The following is a 19939-nucleotide window of genomic DNA, read 5'->3' on the forward strand; positions in this document are numbered from 1 at the left end:
ACAACGTTTAACTATGGATATTAGCTATAAACCGCGAGATGTTGAAGAACAAGCCCAACAGTATTGGCTTAAAAAACAATCGTTTAATGTCACTGAAGATTTAAACAGAGAAAAATTTTATTGCTTATCCATGTTCCCTTACCCCAGCGGAACGCTGCACATGGGGCATGTCCGGAATTATACTCTGGGCGATGTGATTGCCCGCTACCAGCGCGCACTGGGTAAAAATGTTCTGCAACCCATTGGCTGGGATGCGTTTGGTTTGCCCGCCGAAAACGCTGCCATCAAGCACGGTATTCATCCCGCTGAATGGACACGAAAGAACATTGCCTCCATGAAAGAACAATTCATGCGTCTTGGCAATGCCTATGACTGGAAACGCGAAATCGCAACCTGTGATTCCGATTATTACCGCTGGGAACAGTGGTTTTTCATTAAATTGTATGAAAAAGGTCTGGTTTATAAAAAGAATGCACTGGTGAACTGGGACCCTGTGGATCAGACGGTTCTCGCCAATGAGCAGGTCGTGGACGGCCGCGGCTGGCGCTCGGGGGCACTGGTTGAGCGTCGGGAAATATCCCAGTGGTTTATTAAAATCACCGCTTACGCGGATGAGCTTCTCAATGATTTGGACACGCTGGATGAGTGGCCTTCCCAGGTCAAACAGATGCAGCGCAACTGGATAGGCCGCTCTGAAGGCTGCGAAATTGCCTTTAAAGTGGACGGCTATCCGAAAAAACTTAAAATTTATACCACGCGCCCCGACACCCTCATGGGCGTGACCTATCTGGCCGTCGCACCCGACCATCCTCTGGCGAAAGAAGCCGCTAAAACGAATACTGCCATTCAGGAATTCGTTGAAAGCTGTCAGGGTGTCCGTATGGCGGAGGCCGATTTGGCCACTATGGAAAAAAGGGGAATAGCGACTTCCTTTAAAGCCATTCATCCGCTTACCGGTGCTGAAGTGCCGGTGTGGATAGCCAATTTTGTCCTGATGCAATACGGCTCCGGTGCGGTCATGGCCGTTCCCGCACACGATCAGCGCGACTGGGAATTCGCACAAAAATACCAATTGCCTCTGAAAGAAGTCATCAAACCCTTTGAAGGCAGCCACGACTTCAGCCAATCCGCTTTTACCGGCGAAGGCGAGTTAATTCATTCAGAACCATTTAACGGACTCTCCTCCACTCAGGCGATTAAAACCATTTCAGCCTACATTGAAGAACAGGAGCTGGGTAAAATCACAGTAAACTATCGCCTTCGTGACTGGGGCGTTTCAAGACAACGCTACTGGGGAACCCCGATTCCCATGATTCATTGTGAAGAGTGCGGTATTGTCCCGGTACCCGAAGACGAATTACCCGTTGAACTCCCTGAAAACATTCAATTCTCGGGCAATGGCTCGCCGCTGGCCCAGTGCAGTGAGTTCCTGCATACCCAATGCCCTAAATGTGGACAGGATGCCACTCGTGAAACGGATACCTTCGATACTTTCGTGGAGTCTTCCTGGTACTATGCCCGCTTTGCCTGTAAGGGACAGGACAATGCCATGCTTGACGATCGCGCCAAGTACTGGACACCGGTGGATCAATACATCGGCGGGATTGAGCATGCGGTGATGCATTTACTCTATGCCCGCTTTTTCCATAAATTGATGCGGGATGAAGGTCTGGTCAATTCCGATGAACCTTTCAAGGCATTGCTGACGCAGGGGATGGTGCTTAAAGACGGTCATAAAATGTCGAAGTCCTTAGGCAATATCGTTGATCCAAATCACCTCATTGATACCTACGGCGCCGACACGGCCCGTTTGTTTGTGATGTTTGCGGCACCGCCAGAACAATCCCTGGAATGGTCCGATACCGCCGTCGAAGGGGCTCATCGTTTCCTCAAGCGTCTCTGGGCTTTCGCGTATCAGCATCAGGACATGATTAAAGAAGCCAACAATGCCATTTCGGACGGCAATGGGCACGTTGATTGGCAACAGGCTGAAAGCCGGCTTAAAAAATCACGCATGGTCGTCAATCAGATTCTGGCACAGGCCAGCAATGATTATGAAAAACACCAGTTCAATACGGTGGTTTCAGGCTGCATGAAATTATTTAATGAATTATCGTCCTATACCGTTGAAACGGAAGACGACAAGTATTTTATTCATGCCGGCATGAGTATTTTATTGCGCCTGTTAGCGCCCATCACCCCGCACATTGGCCACCATTTGTGGCAGCAGCTTGGCTATGATCGTGTGATCATCGATGCGCCATGGCCCAAGGTTGATAAAAGTGCGCTGAAAAGCGACGAGCTCGATTTTGTCGTTCAGGTTAACGGCAAACTGCGTGCGCAGTTCAGTGCAGACAGTGACAGCGATGAGGACACGCTGATTCAATTGGCAAAACAGCATGCCCATGCATTTATTGAGGACAAAGCCATTAGAAAGGCCATTGTGGTTATGCACCGCCAATTAATCAATCTGGTTGTCGGCTGATGCGAAAGCGAATTGTTCTCTTAAGCTTAGTCAGTCTGCTCGCGGCCTGCGGCTTTAAATTGCGCGGCGTAACAGAAATGCCACGCTGGTTAAATCATGTCGCGGTGGTCATCCAGGATGCTCATCGCGAGTTAGGCCCCCTGTTGAAAGAACAACTGGAGGCCTACAACATCGTGGTTGTCCCAAATCCTGCCGAAGCCCAATACCTGCTCATTGTCGAGCGGGACCACAACCAGCAGCAACTGACCAGCGTCAGTGCCAGCACGACTCCCCGTCAATATCAACTGGTGTACACTGTTCGTTTTTCATTGGTTAAAAATAAGGGACCTGTACTGATTCCCTCAACGCAAGTGGGGGTATCACGGCAATTGACCGTCAACAATGATCGAATTTTAGGTTCAGACTTTGAAGAATCGACTCTGTATAACGAGATGCGTCGCGATGCCGTGATGCAAATCCTTATTCGCTTGAATCGTAAGACGCAATAGTAAACACCATGTTAATAAAACATCAGGATATCCGCTTTCAGGTCAGTACCCCATTATCAGCCATTTATATCTTGATGGGGCAGGAAAATTTTCTTATCGACCAGGCCGTCAGCACCCTAAAGCAAACCTGGAATTCTTTGCATTCACAGGGCAGTGATGTCAAGGTGATGGACATTGAGTCTTCCGGTGATTGGGCCAGGCTGATGGACACGGTGAATAATTATTCCCTGTTTGCGGAAGCGACCCTGGTGGATGCCCGCTATGCGAAAAAATCCTTAGACAGTGATGGAAAGGCCTTTTTTGAATCCTATTTAACCCATATCAATGCTGATTGCTTACTCCTTTTGCGTGCACCTGATCTGACCCAAAAAACATTGCAGTTCCTGGTCAATCATCCTCAGGTGACTCTGGTACAGACAAAAGCCCCGGATAAAGCCTCCGTGCAGCGCTGGGTCAAAGAGCAATTGGCTCAACATGCCATTCGCTATCAGGGGGCTGTACTGCCATTAATTGAGCAATATACCCGCGGCAATTTAGCCGCCTGCGCGCAATTATTAGACAAAATCAAGATTACCCATGATCTTGAACATGAATTAACGAGTACTCTGCTGAAGCAATACCTGTTTGATCAGGCACAGTACCAATTGTTTGAATTAAGCGACGCCTGCCTGCTGGGCGATACCGCTCAGGCCTTGCTCATCCTGCGGCATGCCGCTGAAAACCGGGTGGAATGGACACTGATTTTATGGGTTCTGGCTCAGGAAGTGCGTCTTTTATTGCAGCTCCATCACAGCAATCACCAAAACCTTCCCTTTTCCACCACCTTGAGTCAGTTAAAAATATGGCCTCAACGCGGAAAACTTTACCAGGCGGCGTTAAAAAGGCATACTGAAGAAAGCTTATACCGCTTGTTGGCGTTTTGCGGGAAACTGGATACACTAATCAAAACAAGCCAGACTCCGCAGACTCCCCGTCATTTCGAATTGCTGGTCGTGGGCTTATGCTCGGGTAAACAGGTCCTATTATCTTGAATAACCTTATCCTTTATGGCGGCACCTTCGACCCCGTTCACAAGGGTCATATGAATACAGCCCTGGCTGTACAGAACCACTTTCATTTTGATTGCTTTTCTTTTCTTCCCTGCAGGATTCCTTTATTGAAAGAAGAGGCGCATGCTTCTGGCGAACAGCGTGTGGCCATGCTAACACTGGCTTTATCGGAGTTACCAGCAACGTTAAATTTTCAAATCGATTGCACTGAAATCGAACGGGACTCGCCTTCTTACATGGTGACCACGTTAAACCACTTACGAGAGAAACGGGGTTGTGAACTGCCTGTAACCCTGCTCCTTGGTCAGGATACCTTTTACCAGCTCCCAGCCTGGCATCAATGGGAAAGGCTGCTTGAGCTCTGTAATCTGCTGGTTATCAAACGTCCTTCTGTCGTGGGTAACCCTCCCAACGTGGTGCAGTGGCTGTTACAGCGTCATGAAAATGAGGAAGATGGCTTGCTTTTGACGGAAAAGGCAGGCGTTATTCAACAGTTCAATGCAGGGCAATACCCCATTTCTTCAACTCAAATCCGCAGGAAATTGCGTGAGGGCGAACCAATCAGCAGCGACATATTGCCCGTTTCGGTCATGAAATACATCAACGCCCATGGTTTGTATCGCTCATGACAAGCAGTTGACCACGTCGATCCGTTTTCAAATCTCATCGAGATTGGTAAATTCCAGGTCGTGGGATGCATTCGCCACGATTTTTTGAGTATCGATCAGTTGAACTTTTTTGATAAAATCAGGCAGCATGCTATAAAGCCATTGCACAATGGGGTTGAATTTGGCATAGAGACGGGAATTTTTTGAATATTCCTCATGAGGCATGGACGTCATCTGAATAACCAGCATAATCAACGACACAATAAAAACACCACGGACAAAACCAAAGGCCATGCCCAATAACCGGTCAGTGCCGCTTAATCCTGTGCGTTTAAGGATAAAACTTAAAATCGCGTTGACAATGGCTCCAACCAGCAAAGTAGACAATAAGATGAGTACAAAGCCAGCTCCCTTGCGTGCCGTGGGATCCTGGATGTAAGGTTGAAACCACGGACCAACCGCGTCGGTGTAGTTATAGGCCAGCCAGAGGGCTAAAATCCAGACGACTAAAGCGATGAGCTCTTTGATAAAGCCACGAAACAAGCCGGTAATAACCGAAAGCCCGATAATCGACAGAATGACTAAATCAACCCAGTACCATTGCATGCCTAGCTAACCCTGGTAGTGACGACAAATCCATTCAACTGGATGGCGCTGGCCAATTGCTGTTGTAATTTCTGGGCTTGCTGTCTTTCTTTCATATTGCCGACAATCACTTTATAAACAGTTCCTTTGTTATCGACCACTTTATTAAAGCGAGCCTGATACCCTTTGCTCTTTAAACGCGCAATTAACGCCACGGCATTACGTTGTTGAGAAAAAGTCGCCAACTGAACAGCATAACCGTAACGTGCCGCCGCGTTAGGCGTCGAAAGTGGTTTGTTGGCCGCGGGGAGTGTTTTCTTGACAGCAACCTGAACTGTTGTCGGTTTAGTGACCGGCTTGGCCAGAGCAGGCTTTTTAATTTGAGTAAGACGCGTCGGCTGAGCCTGCGCTTTGGCAACCGCCGGTTTTATTTCAGCCAGTGCGATGGCCGGAGCATTTTTTTCAGGCTTTTCTTCTGCGATGATGGCCGGACCTTTATTCATCTGGCTTAATGGTTCAGCCTTAGCCAGGGTCGATACTGGCCTTGCTTCCTCGTCAATGGGAGGGATGTCGACATGGGCCACCTTCACCGTCTTAAACATTTCCTTTTCTTCCGGCATGGACACTTGAGGTAAAGCAGGTTTAGGCGGCAGCTTAACCGACATGCTGACATTGTCATCAAATCGCTGGCTGGATTTTTTCATAATCGCCGGCATAAAAATAGCCACAACTGATAAAATGACAGCAATGCCTACCAAGCGATGCTTGACGCGCTCATCCATAGTAAATTTCATATTAAACCCCTTCGCTCAAGTTTTCATTATTTACCGCCGGTAATACAGCGCACACAGTAAAAAATGAACCATAAACTAAAATCAAATCACCAGCAGAAGCCTGTTGGCAAGCTGCTTTGTAGGCAGCCGATGGACTATTATGACACAAAACGTCGTCAATGCCATGGTTTGCAAACGCCTGAAGCAGTTGTTCACTCGTCGCAGCCCGCTTGCCCTGGAGTAAAGCAGGATACCAATACGCAACCTGTGAGCTTAACGGGGCGATAATGCCGGTAAGGTCCTTATCGCCAAGCGCAGAAAAAATGGCATGGATGCGTCGCCCTGCATACTGTTTTCCCAAATGGTCTGCAAGATACGCTGCCGCCTGCGGATTATGAGACACGTCGAATAATACCGTATGATGCCCTGTTTCAATGACCTGCTGACGCCCCTGAAGCGTCAAACCGCTTAATCCCTCAGTAACCTGTTCAGGGGTCACAGGCAAGCGATCATGGAGGTAACGGGAAGCCATCATGGCGGCGGCCAGTGCATTCCCATGCAGCAAGGGTTGTCTGCAATGCAGTGCTCCCTGGCTGTCTGTAAACGTCAATTGCTGCTGATTCATCTGGTAACGGTAGTGCTGTCCATTCACCGCATGGGGACAGCGCAGCGCGTGGATTGCAGACAGGATGCTCAAAGGCGGTGAAGTATCTGCATAAATAACAGGCTTGCCTTCCCGTAGTATTCCAGCTTTCTCAGCGCCTATCTTTTCCAGGGTGTCTCCCAGATAATCCTGATGATCGTAATCGATGGTGGTTATAATGGCCAAATCGGCATCGACAATGTTGGTGGCATCCAGCCGCCCGCCGATACCCACTTCAAGAATAATCAAATCCAGCGGCGATTGGTGAAACAGATAAAGCGCTGCCAAGGTCGCCATTTCAAAATAAGTGAGATGGGTTTCGCCGCGTCCTTCTTCAATAGCGGAAAAAGCATCCGTCAGGGCCTCGTCAGAGACAGGGGTACCATTGATTCGGATACGCTCATTAAAGTGCAGGACATGCGGGGAGGTGTAAGCCCCGATTTGATACCCTCCCCTTCGATAAAGGGCCTCCAATGAAGCCACTGTCGACCCTTTACCATTCGTTCCGGCGACCGTAATGACTTTAGCATGGGGTTTAAGCAGATCTAACTGGCCGGCAACGCGGGCGATGCGGGCCAATCCCAGCTGGATTTCCTTTTTGTGCCGGCTTTCAAGAACAGTCAACCAGTGTTCAAGCGGCCAGGTGCGGTAATCAGTGGCGTGCGTCACGATGCGATAATTTGGCAACCAGTTCTGCTACTGTTGAGCGCAGAAGCCTGCGCTCAACAATCATATCAATGTGGCCGTGCTCCAGCAGGAACTCACTGCGCTGAAACCCCTCTGGCAAGGTTTGCCGCACGGTTTGTTCGATGACTCGGGGACCTGCGAAACCGATTAAGGCATTGGGTTCGGCCAGAATGAGATCACCTAAGCTCGCAAAGCTTGCCGAAACCCCGCCCATGGTCGGATCGGTCAATACCACAATGAACGGTAGCCGGGTTTCTGAAAAACGGGCTAAAGCAGCCGATGTCTTGGCCATTTGCATCAAGGAGAACAGCCCTTCCTGCATGCGGGCACCGCCGCTGGCGGTAAAACAGATGTAGGGGCGTTTTTCCGCCGTGGCGGTATTGATGGCCCTGACAAATTTTTCCCCTACGGTGGCCCCCATGGACCCCCCCATAAAATTAAATTCAAACGCACTGACCACGACGGGTTGCTGAAGAAGATTGCCTTTAGCGACAATGAGGGCTTCCTTCTCGCCAGTGGCTTTTTGTGCCTGACTGATTCGATCCTTGTATTTTTTGGAATCCTTGAATTTAAGGCGGTCAATGGGCTCCAGGTTGGCCGCTATTTCTTCCTGACTGCCTTCATCCAGAAACTGAGCAAGCCGCTCACGCGCGGTTAAGCGGTGATGATGGTTACAACTGGCACAAACCGAGAGGTTTTTTTCAAGCTCGGAGCGATACAATACCGAATTACAGCCCTGGCATTTTACCCATAGCCCTTCAGGCACCCCTTTTTTCTGGGATGTTTCGGTTCTGATTTTTGAAGGTAATAATTTTTTAAGCCAACTCATAAATAAGAATCCGTGATGATCTTAAACGGCACATAGTATAACCTGAAAATTGCCTGAGAGCTTGCTTTTCTTCAAGAAAACAAGGAATTCTTTCAGCGCAAGTGCTTGAGCCAATAGAACAAAAACCTGCCTTTTTCAAGAAAAACCAATTCAACCCTAAAGTTCCCTTTTTTTATTCCGATAACAAGTGTGGGTACGGTGAATAACAATAATAACAGGATTCACCGATAACAAAGCAGATCCCATATCCAGGGATTCAGGTGAGGAGATTTTATTATGGCTCAAGTGGTTAATACCAACGTCATGTCGCTTAACGCACAACGTAACTTAAACAGTTCGCAAAAAACGATGTCAACCGCTATTCAACGGTTGTCTTCCAGCTTGCGAATCAACAGCGCGAAAGATGATGCTGCGGGCTTGGCAATTTCTGAACGCATGACCGCTCAAATAAGAGGGATGAACCAGGCCGTTCGTAATGCGAACGATGGTATTTCCCTGTCGCAAACGGCTGAAGGTGCCATGGGTGAAACCACCAACATCCTTCAACGTATGCGTGAGCTTGCTCTGCAATCAGCGAACTCAACCAACAACTCCGGTGACCGTCAGGCCATCCAGGAAGAGGTGAATCAGCTGCAGGCGGAGTTAAACCGTATTGCCAACAATACCGAGTTTAACGGTCAGCGCATTCTGGATGGTTCTTTCTCTAGCGCCAGCTTCCAGGTCGGTGCCAACGCCAACCAAACCATCAGCTTCGCTATCGGCAGCGTAAAAGCGTCGTCCATCGGCGGTATCGCGGCTGAAGATGGGACTGAAGTGGCTGCTGCGGCTGCAACTGATATTACCATCTCTATCGGCGGCGGTGCAGCAACAACCATCAACTCCAGTGCCGGTTTCGCAGGCTCAGCAAACGGTCAGGATGCCACCTCAGCTTACGCTAAGGCTGCAGCCATCAATGATGCCGGTGTTTCAGGCTTGAGTGTGACGGCGACCACGTCAGGTACGCAAACCGTAGGTCCTATCGGCGGTACGGCGGGTGACACTTACAACCTGACAATCAACGGCGTGGCGGTATTCACCAACGAAGACGTCGCCACGGCGCTCAGTAACTCAGCCCTTCGCGATGCCATCAACGGCGTCAGTGACCAAACCGGGGTTATTGCCAGCTTAAACGGCGGTGACTTGACCCTGACGGCAGCTGACGGACGCAACATCACGGTCACTGAGAGTGGTACTGGCTTCACTGCAGGTACTGACGGTATCAGCGTCACCGGTGGTGACTTTGATGGCGCCCTGCGCGGAAGCCTGTCAATCAGCGCCGTGGACTCCATCGCCATCGGCGGTACGGTAGCTAACTTAGGCTTGTCTGCAGCCATCGCTAAAGACTCCCTGGGTGTGGATTCAATCGATGTCAGCACAGCCGCTGGCGCTCAAGAAGCCATCAAGCGTCTTGACTCCGCATTGAACTCCGTTACCTCCAACCGCGCAGCAATGGGTGCTCTGCAAAACCGCTTCGAGTCAACCATCTCGAACCTGCAAAACGTAGCAGAAAACCTCTCTGCTGCACGCAGCCGAATTCAAGATGCTGACTTTGCTGCTGAAACGGCCAACCTGACTAAGGCTCAGATTCTGCAACAAGCTGGTACTGCCATGCTTGCTCAGGCGAACAGCATACCGCAATCCGTGCTGTCACTCCTTGGTCGATAAGCGAGGACACTTCATGCAGGGCAACCTGCATGAAGTGCGTTTTACCCTCTGATAATGAGGGTAAGGAGTTATAAATGATTATCGATGGACCCAATGATTTACTGCCTTTAAAGCTGGATGCAAACAACAACATCACCACACAAAAAGTGTCTGACGACAGCTTGAACGTGAATGCCCCTCCTATCGCTAAAACCAATGACAATAATGTGCAGATCAGGCAGGCCCTGGATGAAGCCACTGGTCTTTTGCAAACGATAGTGACGGACACATTATCCGAGGAAGTGATACGAAAAATGCCGCCCGATGAATACCTTAAGTTACTCTCGCTTTTGGATGAAATGATAAGCGGCTCTGTTGATAACAGGATATAGCATCAGAAAATTGCAAGTTGGTATTCTTCTTGCAATTATTTTTTACAGTAACGTCTCATGAAGGGACCTCTTTGATAAGGAATTGATTGTGGCCAGTATCTCTCCAACCGGCGGTTCCAGTCTCGACATCAAAGCCATTGTCGATGCCCTGGTTGCCGCCGACATCACCCCGGCAAAATCCCGTCTGGATAAGCTTGAAGCCAGCTACACGACGAAATTGTCTGCTGTGGGGCAGATCAAGGGCAGCCTGGCAAAATTGCAAACTGCAATGGTGAAACTGAGCGATTTACAGCAATTTTATACCATGAAGAGCACCGTCAGTGATCCCAACCTGTTTTCAGCCAGCGCAAGCACGGAAGCAGTCCCCGGCATTTATGATGTCGAAGTCCGCTACCTGGCCAGCCGCCAGAGTCTGGCGTCTTCTCCTGTCGCCTCAGCTAATACGGTCGTCGGTAACGGCAGCATCACCATTGATTTTGGTACTTACAGCAGTGATTTATCCACCTTCACCGCCAATCCTGACAAACAATCGGTGACCATCAATATCGCTCCGGGGCAAAATACCCTGCAGGCTATCCGCGATGCCATCAACGCGAACGGCTCCGGCGTTAAAGCCGCCATTGTCCAGGATTCACAGGGGGCTCGCTTGACATTAAGCAGCCCGGATACCGGCAAAAATCTGGCCATGAAAATTTCAGTGAATGACGCCGATGGCAATAACACCAATGGCGCAGGCCTGTCCGCATTAGCCTATGATCCAACGGCCGGCATCACCAACGCCCAGGAAACCGTCGCCGCCAGGGACAGTGAAATTAAAATCAACGGCCTGACGCTGACTCAGAGCACTAATCAATACAAAGATGCCTTAGCCGGCGTGACAATCGACTTGAGAAAAGCCGATTTAGGCACCACCTACTCGCTGACCATTGAAAACAACAAGGCACAGCTCACCGGTTTTGTGAATGAGTTTATCAAACAGTTCAATGAGGCCATGACAACGCTGAACAATTTGACTGGATACAACAAGGAAACCAAGCAAGGCGGACTTCTCCAGGGCGACGCCAGTACGCGAAACCTCAAATTAAGCATCAGCAAAATTTTAAGCCAGCCCATTGATACGGGCGACAGCGCAATCAATTCGTTGGCAGACATTGGTATTAAAACCGATGCAAAAGGCTTATTGACTCTCAACACCGCCGATTTTGATGCGGCGGTCAATGATCATTATGGGGCCATTGGTAATCTTTTTGCTAAAACGGCCGTGGCGTCTGACAGCAATGTCCGCATTAAGTCTGTCGGTGCCGATGTCAAAGCAGGCAGCTACGCCATCAACATTACCAGCTTTACCGCCGGGGTTACCTTAGCCGGTACGATTGGCGGTTTATCTGCCACCTCCAGTGATGGCCTGACGCTCAAAGGCAGCGGTGCATTAAAAAATCTTTCCATTCAAGTCATCGGCGGCAGCACAGGGGATCGAGGCAGTGTCGTTGTCAGCGACGGCATAGCCGCCCAACTCAATAATCTGGTCACCGATTATTTAGGCGACAAGGGCGATCTGGCCAATCGAACCAAGCAGTTAAACGATAATTTAAAGGATCTGGACAACCAGCGGTTACGTTTGGATACCCACATGACCAGCTTAAGAAAACGTTATACGGCACAATTTACCCGTCTGGATGTTCTGCTTTCCTCATTGCAGGACACCAGTGCGTTTTTAACGCAGCAACTGGCTAATTTACCTAAAACAAATTCGTAGGGACCATGATGAAAAATCCATACACTGAAGCAGTTAATCAATACAAGTCCATTGAGCTGCAGACCCGGATTGAATCGGCCTCGCCGCATCAACTGATTGATTTGCTCCTGCAGGGTGCACGATCGCACATCGCCACAGCCCAGGGGAATATCCAGCGCAATCAAATCAGCGAAAAAGGAGAGCACATTGGCAAAGCCATCAGCATCATTGAGGGACTTAAAACCAGCCTTAATCATGAAAAAGGCGGCGAACTGGCGAGTAATCTCGACAAATTATATGACTATGTGCAACAGATTCTGTTAAAAGCCAATATTGATAATAACGTGGAATTGCTGACGCAAAGCAACCTGCTGCTGGCTGAAATCCATGAGGCCTGGCAGCAGATAAAAAAAGACAATCCCGAATTTTAGCGGTTTCTTTGTAAAGTTTTTAACCTGTTTGCCGTTAAAGGACATAAAAGCACAGACAAATCGAGGTGATCATTATGAAGAGATTACCTGTACTAATAACAATAATGCTGCTGGTATGGACTTCACCAATCTGGTCAGAAACGCGATTTGGTGAAACCCTTTGCAGTAACCCGGATTATTTCTGCATCAAGGTGAAGGCCGGGGAAAACTGGAGCAGGCTTTTTCCCAATCCAGAAGCCAAAGACATTGTCCGCCGTATCAATCGGATGAATGTGAACCTGCGCCCGGGGATGATCATTGCTATTCCTAAAAATTTAGATCGCTTGACGATCTATGATGTCTCTCCTTTTCCCCGTTACATCGAATCGGATGGCGAAAAAACCATCTACGTCAGCCAGAATAAACTGGCCTGGGCGGCTTATGATGAAGATGGCGAATTACTCTGGTGGGGCCCTATTTCCTCAGGAACCGATCATTGCTCCGGGGTCATCGGCGGGTGTTCGACGCCTACTGGTTCGTTTCGAATTATCCGCAAACAGGATATCGATTGCATTTCAACCGCTTTTCCAAGACGGGCAGACGGCAACAACGGCGGTGCAGAAATGCCTTTCTGCATGCACTTCTTCCGGGGTTATGCGCTGCATGGCAGCGAGACCGTGCCAGGTTATCGCGCCAGTCACGGCTGCGTCAGGATGTTCACCGAGGATGCGCGCTGGCTCAATGAGGAGTTTGTTGATGTCCCTGGCGACGGCATGCGGGGCACCCGCGTGATCATTGACGCGGTACAACGTTAATCACCCGCTGTGCGCTGTCTATTGCAACAGGGAAAACGATCCTTTAACACCATTGGCTGCAAGGCGCATTTTCAGGCTTTCTGTCATGGCCTTGTTGGCAAACGGCCCGACCCTGACGATATATCGGTGCTGATAATTTTCTATAAAGACCGGCGAGGGTGTCAGTTTGGCAAGTTTCTCGCGCAGGGCATTGGCCAGGTCCTGGGAATTAAAAGCACCCGCCTGAACATAGTAGTAAGCCACGTGTTGACCACCCGGTGATTTGACAGTCAGGGCCTCAATTTCAACCGGTGCTGTTCCTTTAGGCAATAACCCTAATTTAGTGGCCGCGGCATAGGATAAATCAATCACCCGATCGGCATGAAAAGGTCCTCGATCATTCACCTTTACAATCGCTTCGCGCCCATTACTTAAATTTTTAACACGGACATAGGACGGCAAGGGCAGGGTTTTATGCGCAGCAGTCATAGCATACATGTCGTAATCATCACCGCTTGATGTCCTGCGGCTATGGAATTTTGTTCCATACCACGACGCCATGCCGCGGGTTTTATATCCGCTCGCCGACCGCATTACTTCGTATTTTCTGCCATTAACGGCATAGGAATCCGGGTTACCGTAACGGCTTAAAGGCTCATTGGCCGGTTTAACTTTCTGAAACGTCTTAGGCAACGGTCCTTTGGGGGCGCCATCCTGTTGCGTTGGTGTAAAAGGCTTTTTCGGGGAATTTAAACGGGTTGATGAATGACTGCCTGGCTGATTGCCCTGCGGGGGTTGAGCGCAACTGCATAACACCAAAACCAGAAATAAACATAAAAACCGCATGACCTTACCTAATTTTTCTTATTATTCGCATTAATATATACAATGCTGCCCGCGATTAAAATACTCCAGAGGTCTTTGGTTGCTTAAACAGGCATGTTAAGATTAGCGATTTTGTAATATTGAGAATAATAAACATGAAACAAACGCGTTTTTACATAGGCATGATGCTGCTGCTCTCACTGCTGGCTCCGGTGACGTATGCGGATTCCGTATTGCCCACCGCCGCGCCAAAACCCATGCCGATGAACAGTAAACCTTTAATTACCCCTTCTCCGCCGCTGGTGAATGCCAAAGCCTTTATTCTCATTGATGTCGACAGCGGTAAAATTATTGCCGAGAAAAACAGCGACCTTAAATTGCCGCCGGCCAGCCTGACTAAAATGATGACGCTGTACGTGATTTCCAATGCTTTAAACAACGGCCAGATTCACCTGACTGACAATGTGAGAATTAGCCGTGATGCCTGGAAAACGGCTGGTTCGCGCATGTTTGTGAAAGAAGGTCAGCAGGTCGCCATCGAAGATCTATTAAAGGGAATCATTGTCGATTCCGGTAACGATGCCTGTGTGGCCATGGCCGAGCACCTTGGCGGCAGCGAGCCTGGCTTTGCGGACATCATGAACCAGCAGGCACAGAATCTGGGCATGAAAGACAGCCACTTTACTGACAGTACCGGCCTGCCCGATGAGCGCCTTTACACAACCGCGAAGGACCTGGCGATTTTAGGCCGGGCTCTGATCAATGACTTTCCCCAGTATTACCACTGGTATAAGCAGAAATGGTATACCTACAATGGCATCCGCCAACCTAACCGCAACCGCCTGTTGTGGCGCGACAGCCAGGTTGATGGCCTGAAAACCGGTCATACCAATGATGCGGGATTCTGCCTCGTCGCTTCCGCTAAACGCGACAGCATGCGTCTGCTGTCCGTGGTGCTTGGCGCGCCGAATGATTCCGTGCGGGCTGACGACAGCGAACGCCTGTTGAATTACGGCTTCCGTTTCTTTGAAACCCATCAATTGTACAAAGCCGGAAAAAGCATTACGGAAATGCCCGTTTACAAAGGGGAAGACAACACCCTGGCGATCGGTGTATTGCAAAACAAATTTGTTACCATTCCCAACGGCCAGTATCAGCGCTTAAGCATCACTACCAAAGTCCCTTCCACACTGATCGCACCGGTTAAAAAAGGCGACAAAATCGGGGAAATGATTATCAAGTTTGACGACAAGGTCATCGATACCCATCCTCTGTATGCTTTGAATTCCATTGAGTCCGGCGGTTTCTTCAAGCGCAGCAAAGATTCCGTTCGCCTGGCATTCAAACGCTGGTTCGGCTAGGATTCCACGATGTCGGGCGTAGTTTATGTTGATGGCCGATATTGCCCCGCGCATGAGGCCAGCATTTCCGTGTTTGACCGCGGCTTTCTATTTGGGGATGCAGTGTATGAAGTCATTCCTGTTTACAGCAGCCGGCCTTTTGCACTGGAAAAACATTTGCTGCGCCTTGAATCAAGTCTTGCCAAGGCCCGTATTCCCTATCCCTCCTGCGACTGGGACGCCATTTTTCAGGAACTCATCCGCCAAAATGGCGGCGGCGATCTGCAAATCTATCTGCAAATCACCCGCGGCAACCAGGGGGTGCGTAAGCACGATATCCCTGCCGGGATTGCACCAGTGGTTATTGCCTTTACCCTTCATAATCCTTACCCTGTTTTCGCAGAGCAACAGAAAGGCCTGAAAGCAAAACTGGTGGAGGATATCCGCTGGCAGCGCTGCGATATAAAAACCACATCGCTGTTGGGTAATATTCTGGTGAATGACGAGGCCGTGTCCCGCGGTTATCATACCGCCCTGTTGATTCGGGATGGCTTCATAACTGAAGGAAGCGCCAGCAATCTGTTTATTGTTGATCGCGATGGACAGGTCAAAACACCGCCGCTCAATCAGTATTGCCTGCCTGGCATCACTCGTGAAATATGCCTAGACTTACTCAGTAAAACGGATTTCGCCTTCAGTGAAGAGCCTTTGCCGGTACAAACCGTTCTCAGTGCCCGGGAAGTCTGGATAACCAGTACAACCAAAGAACTTTATCCTGTCACCCGCATCGACGAGACAGTGATAGGAGACGGAGTGGGCGGCCCCTGCTGGCGGCAGCTCCATGAGCGCTATCAACAACTGACTGGAAAAACTTATGACTGACAACAAGACCTTCATGCAGTTCCCCTGTCAATTTCCGATTAAAATCATTGGATTGAATTCGCTGACCTTCAGCGAAGAAATTACCACCATCGTCACCCGGCATTTCCCAGAAACGGAAGAACAGGCCATTGTTTGCAAGGACAGCAAAGAGGGTAATTATTTGTCCATTACCGCTACCGTTTATGTGCTTGATCAAGCCTCGCTGGATGCGCTCTACCAGGAATTAAGCAGCCATCCTTCAATAAAAATGGTACTTTAAATGATCATCAGCCGCTACCTGGGACAACAGCCCTACCTTGAGACATGGGAACAGATGAAACAGTTTACGAGCTCACGCAATGAGGCAACAGCGGATGAACTGTGGCTTCTCGAGCATCCCCCTGTTTATACCCAGGGACAGGCTGGCAAAGCAGAACATATCCTAAACCGCAATGCCATTCCCATTGTCCAATCCGACCGCGGTGGTCAAGTAACCTATCACGGTCCTGGGCAACTGGTGGCTTACGTATTGATGGATATCCGCCGCCGCAATCTGGGTATCCGTACGCTGGTGTGTCACCTTGAAACACTACTCATCGCCGTACTGCAGGAATACGGTATTTCAGCGGAAACCCGATGCGGCGCACCGGGTGTGTATGTCGATAATAAAAAAATTGCATCCATTGGCTTAAGGGTCAAAAATGGCTGTACTTATCATGGGATTGCATTAAATATCGCTATGGATCTGGCGCCGTTTAACGCCATTAACCCTTGTGGTTTTTCCCAATTGGAAATGACCCAGGTAAGCGATTATTCTATTTATCCCACGGTCGCTGAGACCGCCGAGAAATTTAAACACCTTTTTCTCAGGCAATTTGAAAAGCACGGACTATGACTTTATTTGCTGAGTACATACAACCGGTTACCGCCTGGCTCCATGCGCATCCGCACTGGGCTTTGATTTTTACATTTTTGATTTCATTTACTGAATCCCTAGCCATTATCGGCAGCGTCATACCCGGTTCAGTGACCATGACCGCGATTGGCATTCTCGCAGGCTCCGGAGTCATGCGCATTGATTTAACCCTGCTGGCGGCCATGCTTGGGGCGGTGGCGGGCGACAGCGCCAGTTACATGCTCGGTTATACCTTCAGCGATAAACTCGGTACCATCTGGCCATTCAGCCGTTACCCCCAGTGGTTGACCTACGGCAAAGATTTCTTTACCCGTCATGGCGGCAAAAGCGTTTTGATTGGTCGTTTTGTAGGCCCCTTGCGCTCGATTATCCCAGTGATTGCCGGGATGATGCACATGAGCCACCTGCGCTTTTACATTGCCAATGTCATTTCCGCCATTGCCTGGTCTATTCTGTATGTGCTCCCCGGCATTCTGATTGGTGCGGCCAGCAATGAACTGGCACCGGAAAGCGCGACCAAACTGTTTGTCTTTGTATTGATTGTGCTTGGGGTTATCTGGCTCGCCAGTGTGCTGGTGAAATGGTTGATCATTCGCTTAAATCGTTTCCTTAGAACGCATCTTCATGATTTCTGGGCCTGGTCAGCCTGTCATCCCCATCTAGCCCGTTTTTTCCAATTCATTACACCTGCTGAAGAAACCAACCATTACGCGACCGCCGGATTGGTCTTGTTGTTTCTTGTTTGTTTTTTAAGCTTCTGGATGGTCACCATTCTGGCGCTGCAGCATGGCTGGATAACCGGCGTCAACCAACCGGTTCATTTGCTTTTACAAAGCATAAGAACGGCTTCTTTTGACAGTTTTTTTATCGTCTCGGCCCAATTATGCAGTCCTCTCACGTTAATCACCTTGACGGCGTCCATTGTTTCCATTACCGCTTATTACCGCGACTGGCGTACGCTGGCTTTCTTTGCAAGCCTGCTGCTCAGTACCACGGTGTTGCTGCTACTGACCCATTGGCTTATTCCCACCCAGCGGCCCAGTGGATTGCTGGAAGTCAAACCCGGCAACTCTTATCCGGCCATTCAGCTAACCTATGCCACGGCCATTTTTTCTGCGCTCCTGTATTACATTGGTCAGTATGGCAACAGCCGTATCAAGCCTACGATCAATTTAATTTTTAATCTGGCCCTGCTCATCGCCGGGTTTGCCAATTTATACCTCGGTGATCACTGGTTTACCGATATCCTCGGGGCTTACCTTGCAGGACTTAGCCTAAGCGTCCTGCATTGGTTGTTTTATCGTTGCAGACCCGCATCGGTTGCCTATTCATCTCATCTGGCCTCCAGTTTAGCCCTGCTGCTGCTCGTTGCCTCCTCTTTAAGCAGCTTAATGAATTATAATCAGGAGCTGCGCGGCCATCAGCCTTATTTCGCGCAATATGTTTTCACCGATCAGCTCTGGTGGAATCAATCCAAACCGCTTCTACCGATTTACCGCGTGAACCGGCTTGGGCATCCAGTCAGTTATTTTAACCTGCAATACGCAGGCACCGTAAGCCGTATCGAATCCTCATTGAGCGCCTTTGGCTGGCGCAAACAGAATGAATCGCTCTATCGCTCCCTGCTCAAGCGTTTAAATGGTCATTCTTCCTATGCAGAAATGCCCTTAATGGCGCAGTTATATCAGAACAGGAAACCCGTTTTGATCATGACCTACGATCCCAAAGACGGCGGCCCGAGCCTTGTATTAAGGCTTTGGCGTTCCAATTACCATTTGAAACACTATCGCCAGCCCATCTGGATTGGCAGCGTTCATTCCAAGGCACTATCCAAAAAGCTGATGGCAACCGCGACTAAAACGCCCCATCATCCTGCACTTTACTACGTTCGTATGGCCTTGTCCCAATACCTGCAGCGGGAAATTGCCCTGCCGGTGAATCCATCGAAAAAGCTGCTTATCGATGTGGAGCCCAAGCTGTTGCTTATTAAGGAACTCGCACCGAGTGAGTTATTTAATTTTACAGTTCTACCTTATTATGAACACCCCATGTCGCCGGCCGTAACCGACGACGTCCTGCATTTTCAAGCCAGTTATTAATTGCAGAAAACCGCTGTTAATTTCAGGGGATTTACTAACGACAACATTCGCTCGTTACGATACACTAGTTCCTACTTCAATTTAATTACCAAGGGCTGGCCACATGTACTACTTTAGTGATTATTTGCAGTTCATTTTTCCTTTCTTTACACTGATGCTTTTAGTCATCGGCTTAACCACTCAACACCGCAATTCGCTTCTCGCAGCCTTGTGGTTAAGTCTGATTGCTACAATCCTGCATTATCAAACGGCAAGAGGAGAAATTCTGGGCAGCTATTTTGATTACAAACAAGCCGCCATTTACACCGTCAATCTGCTTGTTCTACTCATTTCATCCATTTATCTGGTGGCCGCCTCCATTAGGGCAAGCGCCAGAAAGGTTTTACGTTTCGCAACCAGTCTTTTCTTTGCCTGTTTTGTAACCGGCGCCCTGTTATTACTGGTTAACATCTGGGTCAATGCTCACTTTTTAAGTGATCGGATGCCCAATACCCCCATTTTGCAGGTGGCCGCATTTAAAAAGATGGACTATTGCGATTACCGTTATGTTTTCTACAAAGTCAGCCAGGAAGGAAAAATCAGTTACATGTGTCCCAATCATTATGGTCTCGTGCCTTCTGAAGGCAGCCTGGATGCTGCTCCGCAGTTTGTGATTAAACAGTTGCCTCCACAATTGCAAATTAAGTTTAAACAGGATACCTTGGAAGGCAACAGTTAATGGTAAAAACACAGCAGCA

20 protein-coding genes are annotated in these 19939 nt (G+C 49.1%); 15 read left to right on the forward strand and 5 right to left on the reverse strand.

What is annotated here, in order from left to right; all coding sequences use genetic code 11:
- The first annotated feature begins 13 nt into the window (after nucleotides 1-13).
- From leuS to nadD, 4 genes are read left to right on the forward strand one after another with little or no spacing between them, the layout of a single operon-like run.
- Nucleotides 14-2485, forward strand: a complete 2472-nt coding sequence (gene leuS, locus Lrub_RS00115) for a leucine--tRNA ligase (protein ID WP_058530168.1) — start codon at nucleotides 14-16, stop codon at nucleotides 2483-2485.
- Nucleotides 2485-2973, forward strand: coding sequence for an LPS-assembly lipoprotein LptE (locus Lrub_RS00120; protein WP_058530169.1), 489 nt, complete (start codon nucleotides 2485-2487; stop codon nucleotides 2971-2973). The genes leuS and Lrub_RS00120 overlap by 1 nt, the downstream gene beginning before the upstream one ends.
- Nucleotides 2974-2981: 8 nt before the next feature.
- Nucleotides 2982-4004, forward strand: a complete 1023-nt coding sequence (gene holA, locus Lrub_RS00125) for a DNA polymerase III subunit delta (protein WP_058530170.1) — start codon at nucleotides 2982-2984, stop codon at nucleotides 4002-4004.
- Nucleotides 4001-4651, forward strand: coding sequence for a nicotinate-nucleotide adenylyltransferase (gene nadD / locus Lrub_RS00130; protein WP_065235685.1), 651 nt, complete (start codon nucleotides 4001-4003; stop codon nucleotides 4649-4651). Before holA ends, nadD begins: the two co-directional genes overlap by 4 nt.
- Nucleotides 4652-4678: 27 nt before the next feature.
- Here nadD and Lrub_RS00135 read toward each other — a convergent pair whose 3' ends face one another.
- From Lrub_RS00135 to accD, 4 genes are read right to left on the reverse strand one after another with little or no spacing between them, the layout of a single operon-like run.
- Entirely contained in the window at nucleotides 4679-5236 is a 558-nt protein-coding gene (locus Lrub_RS00135) for a CvpA family protein (protein ID WP_058530172.1), read from the reverse strand.
- A 2-nt stretch (nucleotides 5237-5238) separates the two neighbouring features.
- Entirely contained in the window at nucleotides 5239-6009 is a 771-nt protein-coding gene (locus Lrub_RS00140; RefSeq protein WP_058530173.1) for an SPOR domain-containing protein, read from the reverse strand.
- Nucleotide 6010: 1 nt separating this feature from the next.
- A complete protein-coding gene (folC, locus tag Lrub_RS00145) occupies nucleotides 6011-7300 on the reverse strand; it encodes a bifunctional tetrahydrofolate synthase/dihydrofolate synthase (RefSeq protein ID WP_058530174.1) in 1290 nt (429 codons plus the stop codon).
- Entirely contained in the window at nucleotides 7284-8147 is an 864-nt protein-coding gene (gene accD / locus Lrub_RS00150) for an acetyl-CoA carboxylase, carboxyltransferase subunit beta (protein WP_058530175.1), read from the reverse strand. Before accD ends, folC begins: the two co-directional genes overlap by 17 nt.
- Nucleotides 8148-8423: 276 nt before the next feature.
- Between accD and Lrub_RS00155 the strand changes: the two genes are divergently transcribed.
- From Lrub_RS00155 to Lrub_RS00175, 5 genes are all read left to right on the forward strand, one after another.
- Nucleotides 8424-9851 (forward strand): flagellin N-terminal helical domain-containing protein, encoded by a 1428-nt coding sequence (locus Lrub_RS00155; RefSeq protein WP_058530176.1) that lies wholly within the window; start codon nucleotides 8424-8426, stop codon nucleotides 9849-9851.
- Between the two features lie 74 nt (nucleotides 9852-9925).
- Nucleotides 9926-10222: a flagellar protein FlaG gene (locus Lrub_RS00160; RefSeq protein ID WP_058530177.1), complete on the forward strand. Its 297-nt coding sequence runs from the start codon at nucleotides 9926-9928 to the stop codon at nucleotides 10220-10222.
- Nucleotides 10223-10310: 88 nt separating this feature from the next.
- A complete protein-coding gene (gene fliD, locus Lrub_RS00165) occupies nucleotides 10311-11978 on the forward strand; it encodes a flagellar filament capping protein FliD (protein WP_058530178.1) in 1668 nt (555 codons plus the stop codon).
- Nucleotides 11979-11986: 8 nt separating this feature from the next.
- On the forward strand, nucleotides 11987-12388 hold the full coding sequence (fliS, locus tag Lrub_RS00170; RefSeq protein WP_058530179.1) for a flagellar export chaperone FliS: 402 nt from the start codon (nucleotides 11987-11989) through the stop codon (nucleotides 12386-12388).
- A 104-nt stretch (nucleotides 12389-12492) separates the two neighbouring features.
- Nucleotides 12493-13182: a L,D-transpeptidase gene (locus tag Lrub_RS00175; protein ID WP_420324334.1), complete on the forward strand. Its 690-nt coding sequence runs from the start codon at nucleotides 12493-12495 to the stop codon at nucleotides 13180-13182.
- 18 nt (nucleotides 13183-13200) lie between these two features.
- Here the strand turns inward: Lrub_RS00175 and Lrub_RS00180 are convergent, their stop codons facing one another.
- Nucleotides 13201-14007 carry a septal ring lytic transglycosylase RlpA family protein gene (locus tag Lrub_RS00180; RefSeq protein ID WP_058530181.1) on the reverse strand — a complete coding sequence of 269 codons (807 nt, stop codon included), beginning with the start codon at nucleotides 14005-14007 and terminating at the stop codon, nucleotides 13201-13203.
- 161 nt (nucleotides 14008-14168) lie between these two features.
- Here Lrub_RS00180 and Lrub_RS00185 point away from each other — a divergent pair, with 161 nt between their 5' ends.
- The 6 genes from Lrub_RS00185 to Lrub_RS00210 all read left to right on the forward strand — a co-directional run bounded on the left by Lrub_RS00185 (nucleotide 14169) and on the right by Lrub_RS00210 (nucleotide 19920).
- Nucleotides 14169-15347: a D-alanyl-D-alanine carboxypeptidase family protein gene (locus tag Lrub_RS00185; protein WP_237760716.1), complete on the forward strand. Its 1179-nt coding sequence runs from the start codon at nucleotides 14169-14171 to the stop codon at nucleotides 15345-15347.
- Between the two features lie 9 nt (nucleotides 15348-15356).
- A complete protein-coding gene (locus tag Lrub_RS00190; protein WP_058530183.1) occupies nucleotides 15357-16208 on the forward strand; it encodes a D-amino acid aminotransferase in 852 nt (283 codons plus the stop codon).
- Nucleotides 16201-16467, forward strand: coding sequence for an HP0495 family protein (locus tag Lrub_RS00195; RefSeq protein ID WP_058530184.1), 267 nt, complete (start codon nucleotides 16201-16203; stop codon nucleotides 16465-16467). The genes Lrub_RS00190 and Lrub_RS00195 overlap by 8 nt, the downstream gene beginning before the upstream one ends.
- 3 nt (nucleotides 16468-16470) lie before the next feature.
- Nucleotides 16471-17082, forward strand: a complete 612-nt coding sequence (gene lipB, locus Lrub_RS00200; protein WP_162263116.1) for a lipoyl(octanoyl) transferase LipB — start codon at nucleotides 16471-16473, stop codon at nucleotides 17080-17082.
- Entirely contained in the window at nucleotides 17079-19202 is a 2124-nt protein-coding gene (locus Lrub_RS00205) for a VTT domain-containing protein (protein WP_058530186.1), read from the forward strand. Before lipB ends, Lrub_RS00205 begins: the two co-directional genes overlap by 4 nt.
- Nucleotides 19203-19305: 103 nt before the next feature.
- Nucleotides 19306-19920, forward strand: a complete 615-nt coding sequence (locus tag Lrub_RS00210; protein ID WP_065235686.1) for a type I secretion system protein LssZ — start codon at nucleotides 19306-19308, stop codon at nucleotides 19918-19920.
- Nucleotides 19921-19939 lie beyond the last annotated feature (19 nt).

The organism is Legionella rubrilucens (assembly GCF_001468125.1).
Classification (GTDB): domain Bacteria; phylum Pseudomonadota; class Gammaproteobacteria; order Legionellales; family Legionellaceae; genus Legionella_C; species Legionella_C rubrilucens.

What these genes read in the sequence shown, in the direction of transcription:
- leuS (WP_058530168.1), top strand. Translation starts at nt 14, where the DNA reads ATGGATATTAGCTATAAACCGCGAGATGTTGAAGAACAAGCCCAACAG.
- Lrub_RS00120 (WP_058530169.1), top strand. Translation starts at nt 2,485, where the DNA reads ATGCGAAAGCGAATTGTTCTCTTAAGCTTAGTCAGTCTGCTCGCGGCC.
- holA (WP_058530170.1), top strand. Translation starts at nt 2,982, where the DNA reads ATGTTAATAAAACATCAGGATATCCGCTTTCAGGTCAGTACCCCATTA.
- Lrub_RS00135 (WP_058530172.1), bottom strand. Translation starts at nt 5,236, where the DNA reads ATGCAATGGTACTGGGTTGATTTAGTCATTCTGTCGATTATCGGGCTT.
- Lrub_RS00140 (WP_058530173.1), bottom strand. Translation starts at nt 6,009, where the DNA reads ATGAAATTTACTATGGATGAGCGCGTCAAGCATCGCTTGGTAGGCATT.
- accD (WP_058530175.1), bottom strand. Translation starts at nt 8,147, where the DNA reads ATGAGTTGGCTTAAAAAATTATTACCTTCAAAAATCAGAACCGAAACA.
- Lrub_RS00155 (WP_058530176.1), top strand. Translation starts at nt 8,424, where the DNA reads ATGGCTCAAGTGGTTAATACCAACGTCATGTCGCTTAACGCACAACGT.
- Lrub_RS00160 (WP_058530177.1), top strand. Translation starts at nt 9,926, where the DNA reads ATGATTATCGATGGACCCAATGATTTACTGCCTTTAAAGCTGGATGCA.
- fliS (WP_058530179.1), top strand. Translation starts at nt 11,987, where the DNA reads ATGAAAAATCCATACACTGAAGCAGTTAATCAATACAAGTCCATTGAG.
- Lrub_RS00175 (WP_420324334.1), top strand. Translation starts at nt 12,493, where the DNA reads ATGCTGCTGGTATGGACTTCACCAATCTGGTCAGAAACGCGATTTGGT.
- Lrub_RS00180 (WP_058530181.1), bottom strand. Translation starts at nt 14,007, where the DNA reads ATGCGGTTTTTATGTTTATTTCTGGTTTTGGTGTTATGCAGTTGCGCT.
- Lrub_RS00185 (WP_237760716.1), top strand. Translation starts at nt 14,169, where the DNA reads ATGATGCTGCTGCTCTCACTGCTGGCTCCGGTGACGTATGCGGATTCC.
- Lrub_RS00190 (WP_058530183.1), top strand. Translation starts at nt 15,357, where the DNA reads ATGTCGGGCGTAGTTTATGTTGATGGCCGATATTGCCCCGCGCATGAG.
- Lrub_RS00195 (WP_058530184.1), top strand. Translation starts at nt 16,201, where the DNA reads ATGACTGACAACAAGACCTTCATGCAGTTCCCCTGTCAATTTCCGATT.
- Lrub_RS00205 (WP_058530186.1), top strand. Translation starts at nt 17,079, where the DNA reads ATGACTTTATTTGCTGAGTACATACAACCGGTTACCGCCTGGCTCCAT.
- Lrub_RS00210 (WP_065235686.1), top strand. Translation starts at nt 19,306, where the DNA reads ATGTACTACTTTAGTGATTATTTGCAGTTCATTTTTCCTTTCTTTACA.